Source organism: Rhodococcus sp. I2R (assembly GCF_020889545.1).
Lineage (GTDB): Bacteria > Actinomycetota > Actinomycetes > Mycobacteriales > Mycobacteriaceae > Rhodococcoides.
Genome location: NZ_JAHUTG010000002.1, coordinates 24,803 through 45,155 on the forward strand (window position 1 = coordinate 24,803; position 20,353 = coordinate 45,155).

Sequence of the window (20,353 nt, forward strand, 5' to 3'; positions counted from 1 at the left end):
CTGAAGCAGTGACTTACGCAGGTGACATAACGCCGCAGGCGGCGTGGGAGCTTCTCCGCGACGATCCCGACGCGGTTCTGGTGGACGTGCGCACCCACGCGGAATGGCAGTACGTGGGCGTGCCGGACACGTCGTCGCTCGAGCGCCCGACTCATCTGATCGAGTGGGTCCGCTACCCGGATGGCGCCAGAAACAACAACTTCGTCGACCAGTTGAAAGCGGCGGGCGTCGACGGCCACCGCCCAGTGGTGTTCCTGTGCCGTTCCGGGCAACGGTCCATCGGTGCCGCCGAAGCTGCCACGGCCGCCGGAATCGGGCCGTCGTACAACGTTCTCGACGGGTTCGAAGGTGCGACGGACGCCGACGGTCACCGCGGCGCTGTCGGCTGGCGGGCGGTCGGCTTGCCCTGGAGGCAGTCATGACCGAGAAGAAACTTCCGCATGGCGGGGGCTTTTCGAAGCCGCTGCCCGAGGGCGTCGGTCAGGGAACGCTCGGGGTTCGCGGTGGGCTCATGCGTTCCGGTTTCGACGAGAACGCCGAGGCGTTGTATCTGTCGTCCGGGTTCGTCTACGAGAGCGCCGGGGCCGCTGAGCAGGCGTTCACCGGTGAGATCGACCACTTCGTCTATTCCCGCTACGGCAATCCGACGGTCAAGATGTTCGAGGAGCGGTTGCGGCTGATCGAGGGCGCGGAGGCGTGCTTCGGCACCTCCAGCGGTATGTCCGCCGTCTTCACGGCGCTCGGTGCGCTACTGAAGTCCGGCGACCGTCTGGTGGCCGCGCGCAGCCTGTTCGGTTCGTGCTTCGTCGTGTGCAACGAAATCCTTCCCAGGTGGGGCGTCGAAACCGTGTTCGTCGACGGCGAGGACAACGCGCAGTGGGAGGAAGCGCTGTCGGTTCCCACCACGGCGGTCTTCTTCGAGACGCCGTCGAACCCGATGCAGTCCCTCGTCGATGTCGAGCGCGTCTCCGAGTTGGCCCACGCAGCGGGTGCGACGGTGGTGCTGGACAACGTGTTCGCGACGCCGTTGCTGCAGCGCAGCCTCGAACTCGGCGCGGACGTGGTGGTGTATTCCGGTACCAAGCACATCGACGGTCAGGGCCGGGTGCTCGGTGGTGCAATCCTGGGCTCCCGCGAGTACATCGATGGTCCGGTTCAGACGCTGATGCGCCACACCGGTCCTGCGCTCAGTCCGTTCAATGCGTGGACGCTGCTCAAGGGACTCGAGACGATGCCCGTACGAGTTCGGCACGCGACGGCGTCGGCGCTGGAGATCGCGACATTCCTCGAGCAGCACCCCGGGGTGTCCTGGGTGCGTTACCCGTACTTGGCCTCACATCCGCAGCACGAGTTGGCGAGGAAGCAGATGAAAGGCGGCGGAACCGTCGTCACCTTCGCGTTGGAAGCATCGGAGGGTGAGGGCAAGAAGCGAGCCTTCGAGCTGCTCGACGCCCTGCGCATCATCGACATCTCCAACAATCTGGGCGACGCCAAGTCCCTCATCACCCACCCGGCCACCACCACACACCGCGCCATGGGACCGGAAGGCCGTGCAGCGGTAGGGCTCTCCGACAGCGTGGTGCGCATTTCGGTCGGCCTGGAAGACACCGAGGACCTCATCGCGGATCTGGTTCAGGCGCTGGGATAACCGAACGCGGCGAGGATGGTGCGGAACTTCGCTGTCGTCTCGGCGAGTTCGGCGTCGGGGTCGGAGGCCTCGACGATGCCCCCGCCCGCTGTGGCGAGGCCCGTGCGGCCATCGGCGGCAAGTTCGATTCCGCGTATCGCCACCATCCATTCGCCGTCACCGCTCTGATCGGTCCACCCGACCGCCCCTGCGTAGAAACCCCGAGGCCCCTCGATCCGGGCGATCGCGTCCATGGCGGCGCGCCTGGGCACGCCCGCTACGGCCGGGGTCGGGTGCACTGCGAGCGCGAGGTCCAGCGCAGTGATGGCGGGGTCGTGGAGTTCACCGGTGATCGGCGAGCTCAGGTGCCACAGCTGCGGAGTGCTGCTGAGCTGCGGGATGTCCGGCACGTCGATTCTGCGGCACATGGGCCCCAGCGCAGAGAGGATCTCGTCGACGACGAAGCGGTGTTCGGCCTGATCCTTCGCGCTGGCCGCCAGTCGGTCGGCGATGGCGGCGTCCTCGGCCGGGTCGTCACTGCGCGCTGCGGTTCCGGCAAAGGGATGGCAGGACACCGTTGTGCCGCGTTTTCGGATCAGCAGTTCCGGGCTCGAGCCGACGAGGAACTTCCCGTCGTAGTCGGGCCCGGCGGCGGACAGGTCTGCTGCGTAACCGTTGCCGAGGGGGTCGGTGCGCACCAGTTTTTCGAGTAGAGACAGGGGATCGATGGTCGAGTCTGCGTCGAGGCGCAGTGACCGCGCGAGCACGACCTTCTGCGCGTCACCGCGCCGAAGCGAGGAGACGAGTGCCCGCACCCGCTCCACATGCACCGCGCCAGCAGGTATCCGATCACCGATCCGCACCTGAGGCAGCGGCGGTAGAGACAGATCGGGCTGCCATGGCCCGTCGGACCCACGCAGTTCGACGGGCCGCCACAACGCAATCGGGCCGGTCACGTCGAAGGGCAGAGCGCCGACGACGACTTCGCCGGCCCGGACTGCGGCAACGGCGTCGGGGAGCGAGCGATATCTGCATTCGACGCCGCGCCCCTCGATGCTGTACCCGGCACGCGAAAGTACGAACGACGGGCGGTCCACCGGAAAAGCTCGTGGCATCAGAAAGGCGACTGGGTGCGTCCGACGAGGTCGGCGACGGAATTGATCACCTTCGTCGGCCGATACGGGTAGTTCTCGACGGACTCGATCGTGGAGATGCCGGTCAGCACGAGGATGGTCTGCAGGCCCGCTTCCAGTCCGGACAACACGTCGGTGTCCATGCGATCACCGATCATCAGGGTGCTCTCGGAATGGCCGCCGATCGCTCGCAGCGCCGACCGCATCATCAGTGCATTGGGTTTGCCGACGTAGTACGGCTCTTTCCCGGTGGCCTTGGTGATGAGCGCTGCGACCGAGCCGGTGGCGGGAAGCGAACCCTCGCGTGAGGGTCCGGTGGCATCGGGATTGGTCGCGATGAAGCGCGCACCCTTTTCGACGAGGCGGATGGCGGTGGTGATCGCCTCGAACGAATAGGTCCGTGTTTCGCCAAGCACCACGTAGTCGGGATTCGAATCGGTCAACGTGTAGCCGATGTCGTGCAAGGCCGTCGTGAGACCCGATTCGCCGACGACGTAGGCGCTGCCGCCGGGACGCTGGTTGCCCAGGAAGTTGGCAGTCGCCAGTGCAGAGGTCCAGATCGACTTCTCGGGAATGTTGAGGCCGGTCCAGGCCAGCCGGGCGCGGAGATCGCGCGGCGTCCGAATGGAGTTGTTGGTCAGCACGATGAACGGCGTGTCGTGTTCCTGGAGTTCGGCGAGGAACACGTCGGCCCCAGGTATGAGGTGGTCTTCATGGACCAGGACGCCATCCATGTCCATCAGATACGTCCACTGCTGCGGTTCGTCCGGTGAGCTCACTCCACCATTGTGCGCTACGCGAGCTCTCGCCGGTCGTGCACCGGTGAGAGCTCGCGGATCGGGAACATCCGACCTACCGAATCCGTTGAGCAGCTCATGACACGAGTAGCGGTGGCAACAGCTTTCGGAGGTCCCGAGGTACTACGCATCATCGACCGAGAGGTGGGCAGTCCCGGGGCCGGTCAGGTCCTCGTCGATGTCCGAGCCATCGGCGTCAATCCCTTCGACTACAAGGTGTACAGCGGATCGTTCGGGACGGACGAATCCACCCTTCCGCTTTCGTTGGGCAGCGAAGCAAGTGGCGTCGTCACCGCGGTCGGCCCGTCGGCAACGGGGCCGGGTGGCCCGATTTCGGTGGGGGACGAGGTCATCGTCTCGGGTGTCAAAGGTGCCTACGCCGAGGAACTGCTGGTATCGGCAGATTCGGTCGTGCCGAAGCCTTCTGATCTGACATGGGAGGCTGCCGCCGGCCTGTTCGCGGCCGGTGGAACTGCGTTCGACGTCCTTGCCGTGACACAGGTGAGCGCCGGTGACACAGTGCTCGTGCACGGCGCTGCGGGTGGCGTCGGGTCCATCGTCGTGCAACTTGCCCGTGCCCGAGGCGCCCACGTCATCGGCACCGCGCGGGCGATCAATCACGACGCGCTTCGCGCGTACGGCGCCGAGCCGGTCGAATACGGTGACGGTCTGCTCGAGCGGGTACGCGCCCTCGCAGCGGAAGGTGTCGACGCCGCGATAGACACAGCGGGCACTGACGAAGCCGTCGACGCCTCGCTCGAATTGGTACCGAACAAGGCGCGAATCGTGACGATCGTGGCATTCGGTCGCGCGGAGGCCGACGGCTTCCTGTCGGTCGGTGGGAACGCAGAGAGCGGTGTCCGTCGCAGGAATGCGCGATTGGAGCTGGTGAAGGCCGCCGGCGCGGGCGATTTCACCGTGCCGATCGCCAAGACGTTCCCGCTCGACGAGGTCGCGCTAGCGCACCAGGAGCTGCAGTCCCAGCACCCGCGTGGCAAGTTCATCCTGCTGCCCTGAGATGTGGGCACGGTGCATCATGGTGGAGTGACAGACGATCCTTCCACTCGCCCGGACGAGCGGTTCACCCTCGCCAGCGAAAGAACCTTCCTCGCATGGATGCGAACTTCGCTGGGCCTACTGGCCGCCGGTGTCGCGGTTCTGCATCTGGTGCCCGACTTCAGTACCAGCTGGGTCAGGACGACGCTCGGACTGATCCTGATACTGATGGCCGCATCGGCATCGATGATCGGGTTGCGTCGGTGGCTCCAGGTGCGAACGGCGCTCCAATCAGGCGCTCCGATGCCCGAGGCGAAGGAGCTGTGGCTTTTCGCGGTCGGCATCGGCGGTATGGCGGTACTGGCCGCGGTCGTGACGGTGCTGGGTATCGAGTGAGAGGTCCGGTGCAGATGCGTGCCGGGCTCGAGTGCACAATCGAAGCAACAGTGACTTTCAACGAGGGAGTAGCGCGTGGCACAGGCTCTGAAGCTCGGGTACAAGGCGTCGGCTGAGCAGTTCGGTCCGCGTGAACTCGTCGAACTCGGCGTACTCGCCGAACAACACGGCATGGATTCGGCGACGGTCAGCGATCACTTCCAGCCATGGCGCCACGAGGGTGGGCACGCGCCGTTCTCGCTGGCCTGGATGACGGCCGTCGGCGAGCGCACGAAGAACATCCAGCTCGGCACCTCGGTGATGACACCGACCTTCCGCTACAACCCGGCAGTCATCGCGCAGGCCTTCGCAACCATGGGCTGCCTGTACCCCGGACGGATCATGCTCGGCGTCGGCACCGGTGAGGCACTCAACGAAATCGCCACCGGATACAGCGGCGAATGGCCCGACTTCAAGGAGCGGTTCGCCCGTCTGCGCGAGTCGGTGCGGTTGATGCGTGAGCTGTGGCTCGGGGACCGCGTCGATTTCGAGGGCGAGTACTACACCACCAAGGGCGCATCGATCTACGACGTTCCCGACGGCGGCATCCCCGTCTACATCGCGGCCGGCGGTCCCGTCGTCGCGCGCTACGCGGGGCGGTCCGGTGACGGATTCATCTGCACCTCGGGCAAGGGCATGGAGCTCTACACCGACAAACTCCTCCCCGCCGTCGAAGAGGGCGCAGGCAAGGCCGAACGCGACTCCGGCGAGATCGACAAGATGATCGAAATCAAGATCTCCTACGACACCGATCCAGAACTCGCGTTGGAGAACTGCCGCTTCTGGGCCCCGCTGTCACTGACGCCGGAGCAGAAGCACTCCATCGAAGACCCGATCGAGATGGAAAAGGCCGCCGACGAACTCCCGATCGAACAGGTCGCCAAGCGCTGGATCGTCGCCTCGGATCCCGACGAGGCCGTCGAGAAGATCAAGCAGTACACCGATGCGGGCCTGAACCACCTCGTCTTCCACGCCCCCGGCCACGACCAGCGGCGCTTCCTCGAACTATTCCAGCGCGACCTCGAGCCGAGGCTCCGCAAGCTGGGCTGACCCCGCCCCGCCGGTACCCCGCCCGGCCGGCACCCCGCCCGCCCGGCATGAATGGGCCATTGCAACGGTTAGACGGTTGCAATGGCCCATTCATGCCGGAAGCGGGATGCCGGAAGCGGGATGCCGGAAGCGGGATGCGGCGAAGCGGGATGCCGGAAGCGGGATGCGGCGAAGCGGGATGCGGCGAAGAGGGTGCAAAAAGGCCCGGCTCAGGCCGCGGACAAGGCGAACATTCGCATGTCGCGGTCGGTTCGGTTCTTGTACTCGCCGTACACGCGCACCATTTCGTTGAAGGCGTCGTAGATTCTGACCTTCTCGGCGCCGGTCACCGGGGTCGCGGTGACGGGAATCTTTTTGCCCCCGATGGCGACGGTGGCGCGCGGTTCGGCGAGCAGATTCGATGTCCACGCTGGATGATGCTGCTGCCCGAAGTTGCTGCCGACTACGTAGAGCCGATCGTTCTCGCGGTAGTACAGCAACGGGGATGTCCGCGGCTGGCCGGACTTGCGGCCGGTCGTGGTGAGCAGTATTACGGGCGCCGCGATGGGCCCGAGGACGGTGAAGCGTCCGTTCGAACGTTCGAGGAGCTTGCGGTCGATGCCTGCCAGGTTGCGGATCACCCAAGATCCGGGTTTCGTCGCTGCGAATGCGATGGCGGGTTTACGGATGAAGCTGGATTCGCTGCCCCAGCGGACGTCGGGAAACGGTGATTCGGCCATGGTTGTAGCTGACTCCAGCGCATCACTGTCTGTCAACATCGAACCGCTACGCTGACGGGCATGGCCGAGCCAGCATCGAGCATCTACATCGCCTCTCCTGAAGGCGACACCGGAAAATCGACCATCGCTCTCGGGGTGCTGCAGATGTTGTGCGCCTCTGCCGCCCGGGTCGGCGTCTTCCGGCCCATCGCGCGGTCCTCGACGGAGACGGACTACATCCTCGAACTTCTCATCGATCACACGACGGCGGATCTGTCCTACGAACAATCACTCGGTGTCTCCTACGAGGCGGTGCATGCCGATCCCGACGCCGCGCTCGGCGAGATCGTCTCTCGCTTCCACGACGTCGCGTCGCAGTGCGATGCGGTGGTCATCGTCGGCAGCGACTACACCGATGTCGGCAGTCCGAGCGAACTGGGCTTCAACGCGCGCATCGCGGCGAGCCTGGGTGCACCGGTGCTACTGGCGCTGCGCGGGGCGGACAGAACTGCCGACGAGGTCCTCCAGTTGGCGCAGCTGAGTCTGTCCGAGCTGCACAACTACCATGCGCACCTCGCTGCTATCGTCGCCAATCGGTGTGATCCGGAGGCCCTGGACGAGATCACCGCTGCGCTGGAACCATTGGGTGTACCAGCGTGGAGCCTGCCGGAGATCCCGCTGCTCATGGCCCCGACGATGGCCGAGTTGCTCGAGGCGGTCCACGGCAAGCTCTACAGCGGTGACGTGGAACTGATGCAGCGAGAGGCCCAGCGCGTCATGGTCGGTGGCATGACCGCCGAGCACATTCTCGAACGGCTCACCGAGGGCGTCGTCGTCATCGTGCCGGCGGATCGGTCGGATGTTCTGCTGGCACTGGTCAACGCCCATGAGGCCGAGGGCTTTCCCTCTCTGGCAGGGATCGTCATGAACGGCGGCATCGAACCGCATCCGGCAATTGCTCGCCTCGTCGCCGGACTGGGTCCGAGGTTGCCGATCCTGACCACCGAGCTGGGCACCTTCGACACCGCCTCGGCTGCGGCGAAGGCGCGCGGGCGGGTGGCGGTGGGTTCGCAGCGCAAGGTCGACACTGCCCTGAGCCTGATGGAGCAACGCGTCGACGCCCGGACACTCCTCGATCGACTCGAACTGGAAATTCCCTCGATCACCACTCCGCAGATGTTCGAGTACCAGCTCATTCATCGTGCTCGCGCCGACCGCAAGCACATCGTGCTCCCCGAGGGCGGCGACGACAGGATCCTCCGCGCCGCGGGTCGCCTGTTGCAACGACAGGTGGCGCAGTTGACCATCCTCGGCGAGGAAGGCCCGATCCGCAGGCGTGCAGCCGAACTCGGAGTCGACCTCGACGGGGCGCAGGTGCTCGACCCCAAGACCTCGGACTATGCCGAGGAGTTCGCGGCCGAGTACACCGAGATTCGCAAGCACAAGGGCATGCGCATCGAACGGGCCCGCGAGGTCATGTCCGACATCTCGTATTTCGGAACCATGATGGTGCACAAGGGCATCGCCGACGGCATGGTGTCCGGCGCCGCGCACACCACGGCGCACACCATTCGCCCGTCCTTCGAGATCATCAAGACAACAGATGGCGTCAACACCGTCTCGAGCATCTTCCTGATGTGTCTGTCGGATCGAGTTCTCGCCTACGGGGACTGTGCGATCGTGCCCGACCCCACGGCCGAGCAGCTCGCAGACATCGCGATCTCCTCGGCGGCCACGTCGGCGCAGTTCGGGATCGAGCCACGCGTGGCAATGCTGTCCTACTCCACCGGGGATTCTGGTTCCGGCGTGGACGTCGACAAGGTCCGCGAGGCAACCCGGCTGGTACGGGAGCGCAGCCCGGAATTATTGGTGGACGGGCCTATTCAGTACGACGCGGCGATCGAGCCGTCGGTGGCGAGGTCGAAGCTGCCCGACTCCGTCGTCGCCGGACGCGCGACAGTGTTCATTTTTCCGGACCTGAACACGGGCAACAACACGTACAAGGCGGTCCAACGGAGCGCTGGTGCGGTGGCCGTCGGCCCGGTCCTGCAGGGCTTGCGGAAACCCGTCAACGACCTCTCCCGTGGTGCGCTGGTGGAGGACATCGTCAATACCGTTGCCATCACCGCCATTCAAGCGCAGGGCATCGCGAAATGAGTGTGCTGGTAGTCAATTCGGGGTCGTCGTCGGTCAAGTTCGAGCTGGTCGATCCCGATTCCGGTGACTCGATCGCCGCCGGACTGGTCGAGCAGATTGGTGAACTGCAGGGCCGTGTCGTGCTCGACTACCGCGGTGAGACCATCGAGAAGCGTCGGGAGATCGCCGACCACGCCGTTGGGCTGGCGGTGGCCTTCGAGATACTTGCGGGCGCTGGAGTCGAACTCGGCGCCGATGTCACTGCGGTCGGCCATCGCGTCGTACACGGCGGTGACGTCTTTCACGAGCCGACGCTGATCGACGAGAAGGTGCTGCAGCAGATATCGGATCTCAGTTCACTTGCACCGTTGCACAACCCGCCGAACGTGCTCGGTATCGAGGTCGCCCGCCGACAGCTGCCGAATGTGCCGCATGTCGCGGTGTTCGATACGGCGTTCTTCCACTCGCTGCCCGCGGCCGCATCGACCTACGCCATCGACCGCGAGATCGCGAAGAAGCACCACATCCGCCGGTACGGCTTCCACGGCACCTCGCATCAATACGTCTCGCTGCGGGCCGCCGAGTTCCTGGGCCGCGAGGATCTGAATCAGATTGTCCTGCATCTGGGCAACGGTGCGTCTGCGTCGGCGATCGAAAGCGGAATCCCGATCGACACCTCGATGGGGCTGACACCGCTCGAAGGTCTCGTCATGGGTACGCGCTGTGGAGATATCGACCCCGGTGTCGTCATGCACTTGCGGCGCAGCGCCGACATGGATGTCGATGCGATCGACGAGCTCCTCAACCGGCGGTCGGGCCTCGCGGGCCTCACCGGGGTCAACGACTTCCGCGAGCTGGGCAAGCGTATCGACGACGGCGACGCCGACGCGGTCCTCGCCTATGAGGTCTACATCCATCGCCTCCGCAAGTACATCGGTGCCTACATGCTCGCGCTCGGAAGACTCGATGCCATCATCTTCACCGCTGGGGTCGGTGAGAACGCCGCCGGGGTTCGGGCGGACGCGCTCGCGAATCTTCGAGGTTTCGGCATCGAGATCGACCCGGAGCGAAATATGATGCGCAGCAAGGAAGCTCGCGTCGTATCGACGGAGGGTTCGGCGGTGACCGTTCTCGTGATTCCCACCAACGAGGAACTCGCCATCGCGCGTGCAGCGCAGAAGCTGGCTAGAACAACGACTGGGGTCTGATCGCGTTCGCCAGATCGACCAGCGTGTAGCGATGCGCTCGGTCGGTGGCGTTGCGGGCGAGTGCACGCAGGCCCGTCTCGGTCCCGGTCCGCAGGCCGTGTTCGGTGAACGGTACGCCCAGGATCGGTTCGCGTTCGGCCTCGACCGCGTGACCGGAACGAACCCAGTCCATCGCCATCGCCAATACCAGCGTGCGCATCTGCAGAGCTCTCGGTTCCCGTCGCGGCAACATCGCGACACGCCTCGCGGCCTCTCGGAAGTCTGACTCCTCGAGATCGGGTGCCGGCCGGTCCATCAGTAGCGTGAGCACACTCGTCATGCGTGCGACGGAATAGTGCCGCGAACTGATCGGAACCTGATCCAGGACGGCGACGGCCCCGGCGGGGTCGCTGCGATACATCATCTGACGGGCCAGGCCGAACGCGGAGCTGACGACGGCGCGGTTGGTCCGCCAGACCGATCGATAGTACGTCTCGGCGCACACACGCCATTTCTCGTGTTCCTCGGCCGAGGGGAGAATGCCCTCGGTGATCAACTCGGCGCTGGCAGCGAGCGCGATCTTCGGTGCCAACTCACCGGGGAGGGCGTCGAGTACCTTCTCGAAATGCTTCGAGGCGGCGACGAATTCATTTCTCGAGAGGTCGAGAAGGCCGGCGTACCACTCGACCCGCCACGGATCCGGACCGTCGGTCTGCACCTGCGCGAGCACCGACTCGGCCGTACCGAAATCGCTCAGGTCGATGTGTGCCTTGACCTCCGCCAGGGTGATCTCGAGGCCACCGGAGGAACCGTCGGCGAACCGTTCGATCCCGTTGCGTCGCGCGTGCGCCAGAGAATCGAGCGTCTGCTGCGGCTCGCTGTGTACGGCAGCGGCGAGCAGCGGCGCACTCGGATCGAGGGGGTCGACCAACGGGACCGGCAACGCGGCAACCACGTCGCGGGCGTTGATCCGGTCGCCGCGCACCTTGCCGTCGACGTACGTGTCGGTTCGCCCGACCGATTCCTCGGTGCCGAAGGTGGTTCGCGGTGGACTGAACGCCGTCGACAGGCCGGGCCGCTCGGTGCCCGTTTGCAGCGCCAGGATCTCGCGGAGCACACCTGTCGCCTGGCTGGCCAGAATCTCCGCCGACGCAAAGCGCTGCCTGGGATCGAGGTTGGTGGCACGCACGAGCAGACGATGGAACGACGGATAAATCCGCAGCACCTCGTGATCGTCTGGGGACGGAATGCCCGGCGCGTACTTGCCCTTGGTCGAGGGCATGTCGAGCGTCAGAACAGCCAGGGTACGGCCCGCGGTATAGATGTCCGACGCCACCGTCGGGCCGGTCTCGACGATCTCGGGAGCCTGGTAACCGGCTGTGCCGTAAAGGAATCCGTAGTCCTCCACCACTGCGACCGCTCCGAGATCGATCAGCTTGATCTGATCGTCGGTCACCATGATGTTCTCCGGCTTCAGGTCGTTGTAAACCAGACCGATGGAATGCAGATATGCCAGCGCGGGTAGGACTTCGAGCACGTACGCGATGGCCTGCTCCGCGGGCATGCGGCTCCCGTCGGGGCGAGCGGACAGAATATCGCGCAGCGAGCGGCCACCGACGTACTCCATCACGATGAAGCCGATCTTGGTTCCATCGGCGCGTGACTGCTCGACGAAGTTGTAGATCTTCACCACACCCGGATGCGCCACCTCGGCGAGGAACTGACGCTCCGCGACCGCGACAGCATGCGCCTCGTCGTCGCCGAAATGCAGCAGTCCCTTGAGCACCACCCAGCGGTCGCTGACGTTGCGGTCGATAGCGAGATAGATCCAGCCGAGGCCGCCGTGAGCGATACATCCCTGCACCTCGTACTGACCGGCCACCAGGTCGCCGCGCTCGAGCAGGGGAGAGAAATCGTACAGCGATCCGCAGTGCGGGCACGTGCCCGAAGGCTGATCCGGTTGGCCGTCATCGCTGCGACCGACGGGCGAATTGCATTTCCAGCAGAATCGCTTCCGCTGCGGCACCGCCGGATCGGACATCACCGCGGTAGCCGGATCGACCGGGTCCACTCTGGGGATCTCGACGAGGCCTCCGCCGAGCCGTCGCTTGGTGCTCGTGCGACGCGATCGATCCGACCGCGTGCGTCCCGACGTGCGCGTTGAGCGAACCGGCGACGGGGCGGTGGCCTGGGTGCGGTCGGAGGGCTCGGTGCGTTCGGTGGCCTCGGTGCGTTCGGTGGCCTGGGTGCGTTCGGATGCCTGGGTTCGCTGGGATGCCTCGGTCCGAGCTGCCGGCGCGGTGGCGGGGCCGGTGGGGGTTTCTGGATCTCGGATGCTCATCTGTGCCGCTCCCGTCAGTCCACGTACTGCGGTGACGGAGGGCCGGGAGAGCTACCCATGACGGCAAGCCAGCGGTTGTAGGACCTGTTCCAGGTGCCGTCGGCGCGGATGCGCTCGAGGGTGCCGTTCACGAACCGAACCAGATCGTCGCTGTCTTTCGCGATGCCGACGCCGTAGGGCTCGGGGCTCAGACTTTCACCGACGATCTCCAGGTAGGGGTCCTGGGCAGCGAGACCGGCGAGGATGGTGTCGTCGGTACTGATGGCGTCGACCTGCCGTTGCTGCAGCAGCACCAGACAATCCGACCACATCGCCGCCGTGAGGATCTGTGCAGTCGGCACGATGCGCTGCAGCCGGCGAAGCGAGGTGGTGCCGTCGACCGCGCACACGCGACGATTGGCCAGATCCGCAACGCCTCTGACCCCGGACCCGCGGACCGCCAGAACTCGATGCTGCGCTTGGAAATACACCGTCGAGAACGACACTTCCTCCTTGCGGGCGCACGTGATGGTCATGGTCTTGACCACCACATCCACCGTCGACTCCTGCAGTGCTTCGATGCGCTCGGCGGAGGTGAGGATGCGGAAGTCCACGCGGTCCGGATCGCCGAAGAGATCGCGTGAGATCTCGCGGGCGATGTCGACGTCGAAACCCACGAGTTTGCCCGTCATCGGATCGCGAAAGCTGAACAGGTTGCTGCCGGTGTCGAGGCCGACCGTCAGACGTCCGCGCTCGCGGATCGCGTCGACCGTCGGAGTGGGCGGCGCATCCTCGGGCGCGATTCCGGCCGGCGTCGGGCGCAGACTCGCGGTCGGCCGCTCGCACTGGACTTCCGGGGAATCCGCCGCCGGTGCGGTGGTCACCGGACCGGCCCCGTCTGGAAGAGGAGGTTCGATGTAGCTGCGGTCCGGTTCCGGTGGCAGCGCCTCGGGGGAAACACAGCCGGCGACGAGAACGCCGACGAGTACGAGGAGAACAAGCGACAGCAGACGGTTCACAGGTACTCACGCAACCTCGGTATGAGTCCGACGATCACTGCCCCCGCGGCGGTGATGGTCAGAATGACTGCACCCGAATCCAATCCGGTCAACGCCGTCTTGGCGAGCTGGACGTTGGCACGTAGGTCTGTTCGGGCCTGATCGATGCCGTCGGCAAGCATGTTGTCCAACGCCGCGAACTGGACGCCCGAATCGGCGATACCGCTACCGGTGGCAATGGTGACTGCGGTGTTGAAATCGCCGATGGCCAATGCGTCTTCCACACGGTCATGCGCGTCTTCCCACATGATCAACACATCGGTCATCGCATTGCTGCCGTCGAGCACCTCCCGCAGACTCTGCGTGTTGGTGTCGAATTCGAGGTTGTATTCGCGCGTATCTCCGCGCCGAACCAGGTTGAGAGTCTCGTCGGATCGAGCCTGCTGCGCGAGAATGAAGCCGGTGGTCAGATTCTGAAGCGGTGCGACGCCCTTGTTCAGCGCTCGATCGGTGGCCGTCGCCGAGATCAGCCCGGCCACGAGCATCCAGCCGAGCAGAATCGTGATCAGCCCCGTGGCGGTCAGGAAGCCCAGATTCAGAGTGCGATGGGTGCGTCGGGACAGATACACCTGGGCGAGAACGAGCAGCACCAGCGTCAACACGATCAGGGCGATGGAGAAAACCGGGGGATGGACGAACCGTTCCTGATCGGCCGACACCCGTGCTGCCTGCTCCTGGTAGAGCCCTTCGGCGCTGGGCAGCAGCGAGGTCTGCATCAGCGTCGACGCCTCACCCAGGTACGAGGACGCCACAGGGTTGCCGCTGCGGTTGTTCGAACGCGCGGTCTCGATCAATCCGGTGTATACCGGCAACGCCGCGCCGATCTCCGTCAGAGCGACGAGGGCTCCGTCGTCCGCGTCACCGAGACCCCCGGATGCGCGGATCAGCTCGCTGCCTGCCTCGCCGATGGCCTGGGTGTACCTGTCGCGGACTTCCTGCGGTTCGAGACCGCCGGAGATGAACGCGGTCGACGCGGCGGCGTCGGCCACCGACAGGGAACCGTAGAGATTCTGGGCGGAGTTGGCGAACGGTTCGGTCTGCACGAGAAGCGTGTCGAGCGTTTCGGCGCGATCGGCGAGGGCTACCGAGGTCACCACACCGGCGACCACCGAGACCACCGCCAAGAGGGCCCCGAGCAGGATCATGCGAGCAGGAGTCGAACGTGCCACGCGGCGCAGTTCTTCGCGGCGCGGGTCACGCTCCGAAGCCGTAGCTGCCGTCGTGGGAGGGACGGCAGCAGTTGGTGTAGTGCCGACCACGTTCACAGGTGCGAGCATATAAGTTCTCCCGGGCCGCACGTACGTGGAACGCCTCTCTCGTGTGGTTCACCTATGGTGGTCGGTATGCGCGGCGATGGTGACGGGTGGGTGGTCGGGGAGAACGGCACACGGCACTGGGGCAAACACGGCGCAGCCGGTCTCCTCCTTCGCGCGCCTGCCCCTGATGGTGGGCCGACGGTATTGCTGCAGCACCGGGCGCTGTGGAGTCACCAGGGCGGCACCTGGGCGTTGCCGGGCGGGGCCCGCGACTCGCACGAGAGCAGCGCGCACGCCGCAGTTCGGGAGGCACACGAGGAGGCCGGGATCGGCCTCGAACACCTGCGGGTGCGAGGTGAGATGATCACCGCGCGCGTCGAGAGCGGATGGTCCTACACCACGGTCTTCGCCGACGCCGAAGTGCAGCTCGATACGATCCCCAACGGCGAAAGCGTCGAACTGCGCTGGGTTCCCGAGGACATGGTCGATCAGCTGCCCCTGCATCCGGGGTTCGCGGCGAGCTGGCCGACGCTGCGCACCGAGACGTTGCGTGTGCTGCTGGACACCGCCAATGTGCTGGGCTCGCGGCCCGACGGGTGGTGGCGCGATCGAAGCGGTGCCACCGCAGCCCTGCTGTCCTCACTCGCCGCGGCGTTGCCCCGGACCGTCGAACTACCCGGCGGCGGTTTCGGATGGCTATCGCAAGTGGAAGCAGTGCTGGAAGGCGAGGCGCGAAATGCCCGATTCGAAGACGGCCGCGTGCCGTTGATCCATGCGTCGGGCAGCGGAGACGACGAACTTGCGCGACGGGCACACGACGGCGGCACCCGCACCGCCCTCGTCACTGCCGACCGTGGCCTACAGCAGCGACTGCCGACCGACGTTCGGGTACTGTCGCCGTCCACAGTGCTGAGCTGGCTCGGTTAGCGTCGCGGGCGCAGAATCTCGGCCAACTCGCGCGCTGCGGCCTGCGGATCACGGGCCTGCGTGATGGCCCTGACCACGACGATTCGATCGGCACCCGCCGCGAGCACCTCGTCGACATTGCTCGCATCGATACCCCCGATGGCGAACCACGGCCGCGTCGGCGCGGCCTCGGCCGTGCTGCGCAGCAGGTCGAGCCCGGCGGCGGTCCGATTGGGTTTGGTGGGCGTCGCCCAGACCGGGCCCGTCGCAAAGTAGTCGACTCCATCTTCGATGGCCGCAAGACTCGCCTGGTTGCGGTTCTGTGTGGAACGGCCGATGACCACGTCCGGGCCGAGGATACTGCGGGCGTAGTGAACAGGAAGGTCGCCCTGCCCGAGATGCAGCACGTCTGCGTTCGCCGCCAAGGCCAGGTCCGCTCGGTCGTTGACGGCCAACAGCGAACCGTGCCGTCGCGTCGTCGCCGACAAGACAGCCAGCGCGGCGAGCTCGTCCTTGGCTTCGAGCGGACCGAACTGGCGCTCGCCTGCCGAATTCTTGTCGCGGAGCTGGATGATGTCGACGCCACCGGAGAGGGCAGCCTCGGCGAAATGGGCCAGATCGCCGTGCTCGCGCCGGGCGTCGGTGCACAGATACAACCGAGCCGACGCCAGACGTTCGCGTGCCGACTCGTTACGTGAGCTCTGAGTGGGTTGCACACCGCAAACGGTAGTCTGTCGGGGAGTTCATGAATACACGGGAGTCCTGGGGTTCGCGGGGCTGAGAGTGGACGCGCTACGTCCTTACCGTCAACACCTGAACCGGATCATGCCGGCGCAGGGAGTGAGGTGGTGTGTAGATGTTGCCGACACTGGCGGTAGTCGGAGGCGGTGTGATCGGGCTCGCCGTGGCCGTACGTGCCGCACGTGAGGGTTGGTCGGTACGGCTCTACGATCCTGCGCTCGGATCCGGCGCGTCATGGGTGGCCGGCGGGATGCTTGCCCCACTGTCCGAGGCATGGCCGGGTGAGCATCGACTGCTCACGCTCGGCGCGCACTCACTGGAGCGGTGGCCGGAGTTCGGGCGCTCGCTCGGCACAAACGTGTTCACCGCGAGCGGGTCGCTCACCGTCGCACTGGACGCCGCAGACGCGGCCGATCTTCGCACCGTCGCCGAATTTCTGGGGCAGCAGGGGTTTTCGGTCGAGATGCTCTCGCGGGCGCAGATACGGGAGCTCGAGCCTTCGCTGGCGCAGAACATACGCCTCGCCATCCACGCGCCCACCGAACTGGCCGTCGACAATCGTGCGTTGGTGACGGCGCTGCGCGAGGCGGCATCGCAGGTGGAGTTCTTCGCCGAGGAGGTGACCGATCTCGAGGCCATCAACGCCGATCAGATCGTGGTCGCTGCAGGCGCGAACACCGCCTCGCTGCTGGCGGGGATGCCGGTTCGAGCGGTCAAAGGCGAAATTCTGCGGCTGCGTCGCCGACCCAGCGCACCGCCGCCGCCGACCCGCACTGTCCGGGGCAGCGTCCACGGCCGACCGATCTACCTCGTCCCGCGTGGCGACGGGTTGGTCGTCGGCGCGACACAGCACGAAACAGGTCGAGACACGCAGGTCACCGTCGCGGGTGTCCGAGATCTGATCGCCGACGCGGAACGTTTGATGCCCAGCATCGGCGAATACGAACTGCACGAGTGCTCGGCCGGGCTCCGACCCGTCAGTCCCGACGGACTGCCCGTCATCGGCAGGATCTCCGATCGCGTCATCGTCGCCTCCGGGCACGGACGCAACGGAATCCTGTTGACACCCATCACCGCAGACTCGGTATCGGCACTCCTCGCCGGCGACGTACTCCCCGAAGCAAAAGCCGCCGACCCTTCGAGATTCGAGAAAGTTGCACACCCATGATCACAGTGAACGGTGAAGACCAAGTTCTCCCCGGCGACCTGACGATGCGCCAGTTGCTCGAACACCTGTCGGTGCCGGAGAAGGGCATAGCCGTCGCCGTCGACGGAACAGTCCTGCCGAAAAGCCGGTGGGACCTCACCACCGTCGAAAAAGGCTCGAAAATCGAGATACTGACGGCGGTGCAGGGTGGTTGAACAGTTGATCATCGCTGACCGCACCTTCACGTCCCGGCTCATCATGGGCACCGGGGGAGCGGCGAACCTGGCGGTGCTCGAAGAAGCCCTGCTCGCCTCGGGTACAGAGCTGACCACCGTGGCGATGCGGCGCGTGGACTCGGCCGGGGGAACTGGTGTGCTCGATCTGCTCCGCAAGCTGAACATCGCGCCGCTGCCCAATACGGCGGGATGTCGCGGTGCGGCGGAAGCGGTGCTGACCGCGCAACTCGGCCGCGAGGCGCTCGACACCGACTGGGTCAAGCTCGAGGTCATCGCCGACGAGCGGACCCTGCTACCCGACGCCATCGAACTAGTTTCGGCCGCAGAGCAACTGGTGGACGACGGCTTCAAGGTGCTGCCGTACACGACGGACGACCCGGTGCTGGCGAAACGACTCGAGGACATCGGTTGCGTGGCCGTCATGCCGCTCGGTGCTCCTATCGGGACGGGTCTGGGCATCTGTAACCCGCACAACATCGAGATGATCGTCGAGGCAGCAGGGGTGCCGGTGATCCTCGACGCCGGCATCGGGACCGCGAGCGATGCAGCACTGGCCATGGAACTGGGATGCGACGCGGTGTTGCTCGCAACCGCCGTGACCCGTGCCAAGGATCCTGCCCTGATGGCGTCGGCGATGCGTCATGCGGTATCGGCGGGCTTCGAGGCACGTCGGGCCGGGCGGATTCCGAAGCGATTCTGGGCGCAGGCCAGCTCGCCGGAGGCGCCGTAGCCGCATGTGCGTGGAAATACATGACAGGACACGTATTTCCACTCACCTAGGGGTTGGGTCATCCCAAAGGATGACTCAGGTCGCGACTCGCGGGCGATGTGCGCAACCCCTGCCATAGGGGACAGTGAGCGCCATGATCGAAGTAAAGGGACTGACTAAACAGTTCGGTGCCACGAAGGCGGTCGAGGACCTCACCTTCACGGTAAAACCGGGCATAGTGACGGGCTTCCTCGGACCCAACGGTGCGGGCAAGTCGACGACCATGCGGATGATCCTCGGATTGGACCGCCCCACCAGCGGTACAGCATTGATCGAGGGCAAGCCGTACAACCAACTCAAGCAGCCACTGCGTACCGTCGGAGCACTCCTCGACGCCAAGTGGGTGCACCCCAACCGTTCGGCGAAGGCGCATCTCGAGTGGATGGCCGCCTCCAACGACATCCTGAAATCGCGTGTCGACGAGGTTCTGCGGCTGGTCGGCCTGACCGATGTCGCGAAGAAGAATGCCGGCGGGTTCTCCCTCGGCATGTCGCAGCGTCTCGGATTGGCCGGTGCCCTGCTGGGCGATCCGAAGGTGTTGCTGTTCGACGAGCCCGTCAACGGCCTCGACCCCGAGGGTATCGTCTGGATTCGAAAGTTCATGCAGCGGTTGGCAGCTGAGGGTCGTACCGTTCTTGTCTCGAGCCACCTGCTGTCCGAGATGGCGCAGACGGCCGAACACCTCGTCGTCATCGGGCGAGGAAAGCTCATCTCCGATTCGTCGGTGCAGGAGTTCATCGATCACGCGTCGGAGGCATCGGTGCGGGTCCGTGGCCCGCAGCTCGACGCGCTCCGCAGCGCCCTGACCTCCGCCGGACTCACCGTCCGAGAGCCGGGAATCACCGAGGAGCTCCAGCCGACCCTGGTGGTCACCAACTCCACGACCGATGCGATCGGCGAGATTGCGGGTAGAGCAGGTCTCGTGCTTCACGAATTATCCTCGCAGAGAGGCTCTTTGGAGGAAGCATTCATGAAGCTCACCGGTGACGACGTTCAGTACCACGGCGCAGGCGCCGAGACAATGGGAGGTGCACTCTAGTGGGTGTCCTGACAGCAGAACGCATCAAGATCACCTCCACGAAATCGCCGTGGTGGTGCACCATCGCCGTAGTCGTGCTCGGGCTGGGCCTGGCGGCGATCGTCGGCTTCACCTCCAAGTTGGGCCTCGACTCCTACAAGGACGAACTTGCGCAGGGAAATACGCCAGATTTCGAGCCCTTCATCCCGTCCGCTTTCGAGGCAATAGGTGCAGGTGTCGGCGGCTTCGGAGTCATGGTTCTCATGATCCTGGCGGCCCTGACGGTCACCAGTGAGTACCGGTTCGGAGTCATCCGGACGACGTTCCAGGCGATTCCGAATCGCAGCTCCGTGCTGATCGCAAAGGCCTTGCTGGTCGGTGTATTCGGCTTCGTTCTCTCCTTCATCCTGGCGATCGGCGCCCTGTACCTGTCGCGAGCACTCGCCGGCGACGAAGCGGGCGCGCTGCTCAGCCTCGATGTCGACGGCACGTGGCGAGTTATCTACGGCACCGCGATCCTGGCATTCCTGCAGATCGTCGTCGCAGTGGGCGTCGGTGCGCTGCTGCGGCAGTCGGCAGGCGCTATCGCGCTACTGTTGCTGTGGCCGTTGGTGATCGAGAGCCTGTTCGCGCTCTTCGGTTCGTTCGGCCGAGCAGTCCAACCGTTCCTTCCCTGGATGAACGCCGGATACTTCCTCGGTCAGGACGGCGGGGTCGACTTCCACTGGGGTCCCATCGGTGGTCTGATCTACTTCATCGTCTTCACCGCGATCGTGTTCGGGGCCGCACTGCTGGTCACCAATCGCCGCGACGCGTGAGCTGTACTGCGGTTAGGGTGCATCC

Annotated in this window: 20 protein-coding genes and 1 riboswitch; of the genes, 13 read left to right on the plus strand and 7 right to left on the minus strand. The window is 65.4% G+C overall.

From position 1 onward, the window contains the following. Positions 1 to 8 precede the first annotated feature (8 nt). Together KVY23_RS01690 and KVY23_RS01695 are read left to right on the plus strand one after the other, a co-directional pair. Positions 9 to 422 carry a rhodanese-like domain-containing protein gene (locus KVY23_RS01690; protein ID WP_206509179.1) on the plus strand — a complete coding sequence of 138 codons (414 nt, stop codon included), beginning with the start codon at positions 9 to 11 and terminating at the stop codon, positions 420 to 422. Then, a complete protein-coding gene (locus tag KVY23_RS01695; RefSeq protein ID WP_230555067.1) occupies positions 419 to 1,648 on the plus strand; it encodes an O-succinylhomoserine sulfhydrylase in 1,230 nt (409 codons plus the stop codon). Before KVY23_RS01690 ends, KVY23_RS01695 begins: the two co-directional genes overlap by 4 nt. Here the strand turns inward: KVY23_RS01695 and KVY23_RS01700 are convergent. Both KVY23_RS01700 and KVY23_RS01705 read right to left on the minus strand, forming a co-directional pair. Then, a complete protein-coding gene (locus KVY23_RS01700) occupies positions 1,633 to 2,742 on the minus strand; it encodes an isochorismate synthase (protein ID WP_268994635.1) in 1,110 nt (369 codons plus the stop codon). The genes KVY23_RS01695 and KVY23_RS01700 overlap by 16 nt on opposite strands. Further along, entirely contained in the window at positions 2,742 to 3,500 is a 759-nt protein-coding gene (locus KVY23_RS01705; protein ID WP_187346716.1) for an HAD-IIA family hydrolase, read from the minus strand. The genes KVY23_RS01700 and KVY23_RS01705 overlap by 1 nt, the downstream gene beginning before the upstream one ends. A 135-nt stretch (positions 3,501 to 3,635) precedes the next feature. Here KVY23_RS01705 and KVY23_RS01710 point away from each other — a divergent pair, with 135 nt between their 5' ends. The 3 genes from KVY23_RS01710 to fgd all read left to right on the plus strand — a co-directional run bounded on the left by KVY23_RS01710 (position 3,636) and on the right by fgd (position 6,038). Continuing rightward, complete coding sequence (locus tag KVY23_RS01710) at positions 3,636 to 4,574, plus strand: NADP-dependent oxidoreductase (RefSeq protein ID WP_230555069.1); 939 nt, start codon at positions 3,636 to 3,638, stop codon at positions 4,572 to 4,574. Positions 4,575 to 4,601: 27 nt separating this feature from the next. Further along, complete coding sequence (locus KVY23_RS01715) at positions 4,602 to 4,949, plus strand: YidH family protein (protein ID WP_230555070.1); 348 nt, start codon at positions 4,602 to 4,604, stop codon at positions 4,947 to 4,949. A 75-nt stretch (positions 4,950 to 5,024) separates the two neighbouring features. Continuing rightward, positions 5,025 to 6,038, plus strand: coding sequence for a glucose-6-phosphate dehydrogenase (coenzyme-F420) (gene fgd, locus KVY23_RS01720; protein ID WP_230555071.1), 1,014 nt, complete (start codon positions 5,025 to 5,027; stop codon positions 6,036 to 6,038). Between the two features lie 209 nt (positions 6,039 to 6,247). Here fgd and KVY23_RS01725 read toward each other — a convergent pair whose 3' ends face one another. Further along, complete coding sequence (locus KVY23_RS01725; RefSeq protein ID WP_230555267.1) at positions 6,248 to 6,757, minus strand: nitroreductase/quinone reductase family protein; 510 nt, start codon at positions 6,755 to 6,757, stop codon at positions 6,248 to 6,250. A 60-nt stretch (positions 6,758 to 6,817) separates the two neighbouring features. Here KVY23_RS01725 and pta point away from each other — a divergent pair, with 60 nt between their 5' ends. Beyond that, positions 6,818 to 8,893, plus strand: a complete 2,076-nt coding sequence (gene pta / locus KVY23_RS01730) for a phosphate acetyltransferase (RefSeq protein WP_230555072.1) — start codon at positions 6,818 to 6,820, stop codon at positions 8,891 to 8,893. Beyond that, positions 8,890 to 10,080, plus strand: a complete 1,191-nt coding sequence (locus KVY23_RS01735) for an acetate kinase (RefSeq protein WP_230555073.1) — start codon at positions 8,890 to 8,892, stop codon at positions 10,078 to 10,080. Before pta ends, KVY23_RS01735 begins: the two co-directional genes overlap by 4 nt. On the opposite strand, the gene KVY23_RS01740 is transcribed toward KVY23_RS01735, so the two are convergent. The 3 genes from KVY23_RS01740 to KVY23_RS01750 are packed head-to-tail and all read right to left on the minus strand — an operon-like array spanning position 10,058 to position 14,702. After that, positions 10,058 to 12,400 carry a serine/threonine-protein kinase gene (locus tag KVY23_RS01740; protein WP_230555074.1) on the minus strand — a complete coding sequence of 781 codons (2,343 nt, stop codon included), beginning with the start codon at positions 12,398 to 12,400 and terminating at the stop codon, positions 10,058 to 10,060. The two genes, KVY23_RS01735 and KVY23_RS01740, sit on opposite strands and share 23 nt — an antisense overlap. Before the next feature lie 14 nt (positions 12,401 to 12,414). Then, on the minus strand, positions 12,415 to 13,398 hold the full coding sequence (locus tag KVY23_RS01745; protein ID WP_206509171.1) for a glutamate ABC transporter substrate-binding protein: 984 nt from the start codon (positions 13,396 to 13,398) through the stop codon (positions 12,415 to 12,417). Next, on the minus strand, positions 13,395 to 14,702 hold the full coding sequence (locus KVY23_RS01750; RefSeq protein WP_230555075.1) for a hypothetical protein: 1,308 nt from the start codon (positions 14,700 to 14,702) through the stop codon (positions 13,395 to 13,397). The genes KVY23_RS01745 and KVY23_RS01750 overlap by 4 nt, the downstream gene beginning before the upstream one ends. Before the next feature lie 78 nt (positions 14,703 to 14,780). Between KVY23_RS01750 and KVY23_RS01755 the strand changes: the two genes are divergently transcribed. Further along, positions 14,781 to 15,620: an NUDIX hydrolase gene (locus tag KVY23_RS01755; RefSeq protein ID WP_230555076.1), complete on the plus strand. Its 840-nt coding sequence runs from the start codon at positions 14,781 to 14,783 to the stop codon at positions 15,618 to 15,620. Here KVY23_RS01755 and thiE read toward each other — a convergent pair. Further along, the gene (thiE, locus tag KVY23_RS01760) at positions 15,617 to 16,315 is read right to left on the minus strand and encodes a thiamine phosphate synthase (RefSeq protein ID WP_230555077.1); all 699 of its coding nucleotides are present in this window, start codon (positions 16,313 to 16,315) and stop codon (positions 15,617 to 15,619) included. The genes KVY23_RS01755 and thiE overlap by 4 nt on opposite strands. A 27-nt stretch (positions 16,316 to 16,342) precedes the next feature. Further along, positions 16,343 to 16,456, plus strand: a riboswitch (TPP riboswitch). Here thiE and thiO point away from each other — a divergent pair. The 5 genes from thiO to KVY23_RS01785 all read left to right on the plus strand — a co-directional run bounded on the left by thiO (position 16,456) and on the right by KVY23_RS01785 (position 20,328). Further along, positions 16,456 to 17,508, plus strand: coding sequence for a glycine oxidase ThiO (thiO, locus tag KVY23_RS01765; RefSeq protein WP_230555078.1), 1,053 nt, complete (start codon positions 16,456 to 16,458; stop codon positions 17,506 to 17,508). Its footprint overlaps the riboswitch before it by 1 nt. Continuing rightward, a complete protein-coding gene (gene thiS, locus KVY23_RS01770) occupies positions 17,505 to 17,702 on the plus strand; it encodes a sulfur carrier protein ThiS (protein WP_230555079.1) in 198 nt (65 codons plus the stop codon). Before thiO ends, thiS begins: the two co-directional genes overlap by 4 nt. After that, positions 17,695 to 18,453: a thiazole synthase gene (locus KVY23_RS01775; protein WP_294635057.1), complete on the plus strand. Its 759-nt coding sequence runs from the start codon at positions 17,695 to 17,697 to the stop codon at positions 18,451 to 18,453. The genes thiS and KVY23_RS01775 overlap by 8 nt, the downstream gene beginning before the upstream one ends. 133 nt (positions 18,454 to 18,586) lie before the next feature. Next, positions 18,587 to 19,531: an ABC transporter ATP-binding protein gene (locus KVY23_RS01780; RefSeq protein WP_230555080.1), complete on the plus strand. Its 945-nt coding sequence runs from the start codon at positions 18,587 to 18,589 to the stop codon at positions 19,529 to 19,531. Then, entirely contained in the window at positions 19,531 to 20,328 is a 798-nt protein-coding gene (locus KVY23_RS01785; protein ID WP_230555081.1) for an ABC transporter permease, read from the plus strand. The genes KVY23_RS01780 and KVY23_RS01785 overlap by 1 nt, the downstream gene beginning before the upstream one ends. The last annotated feature ends 25 nt before the right edge of the window (positions 20,329 to 20,353 follow it).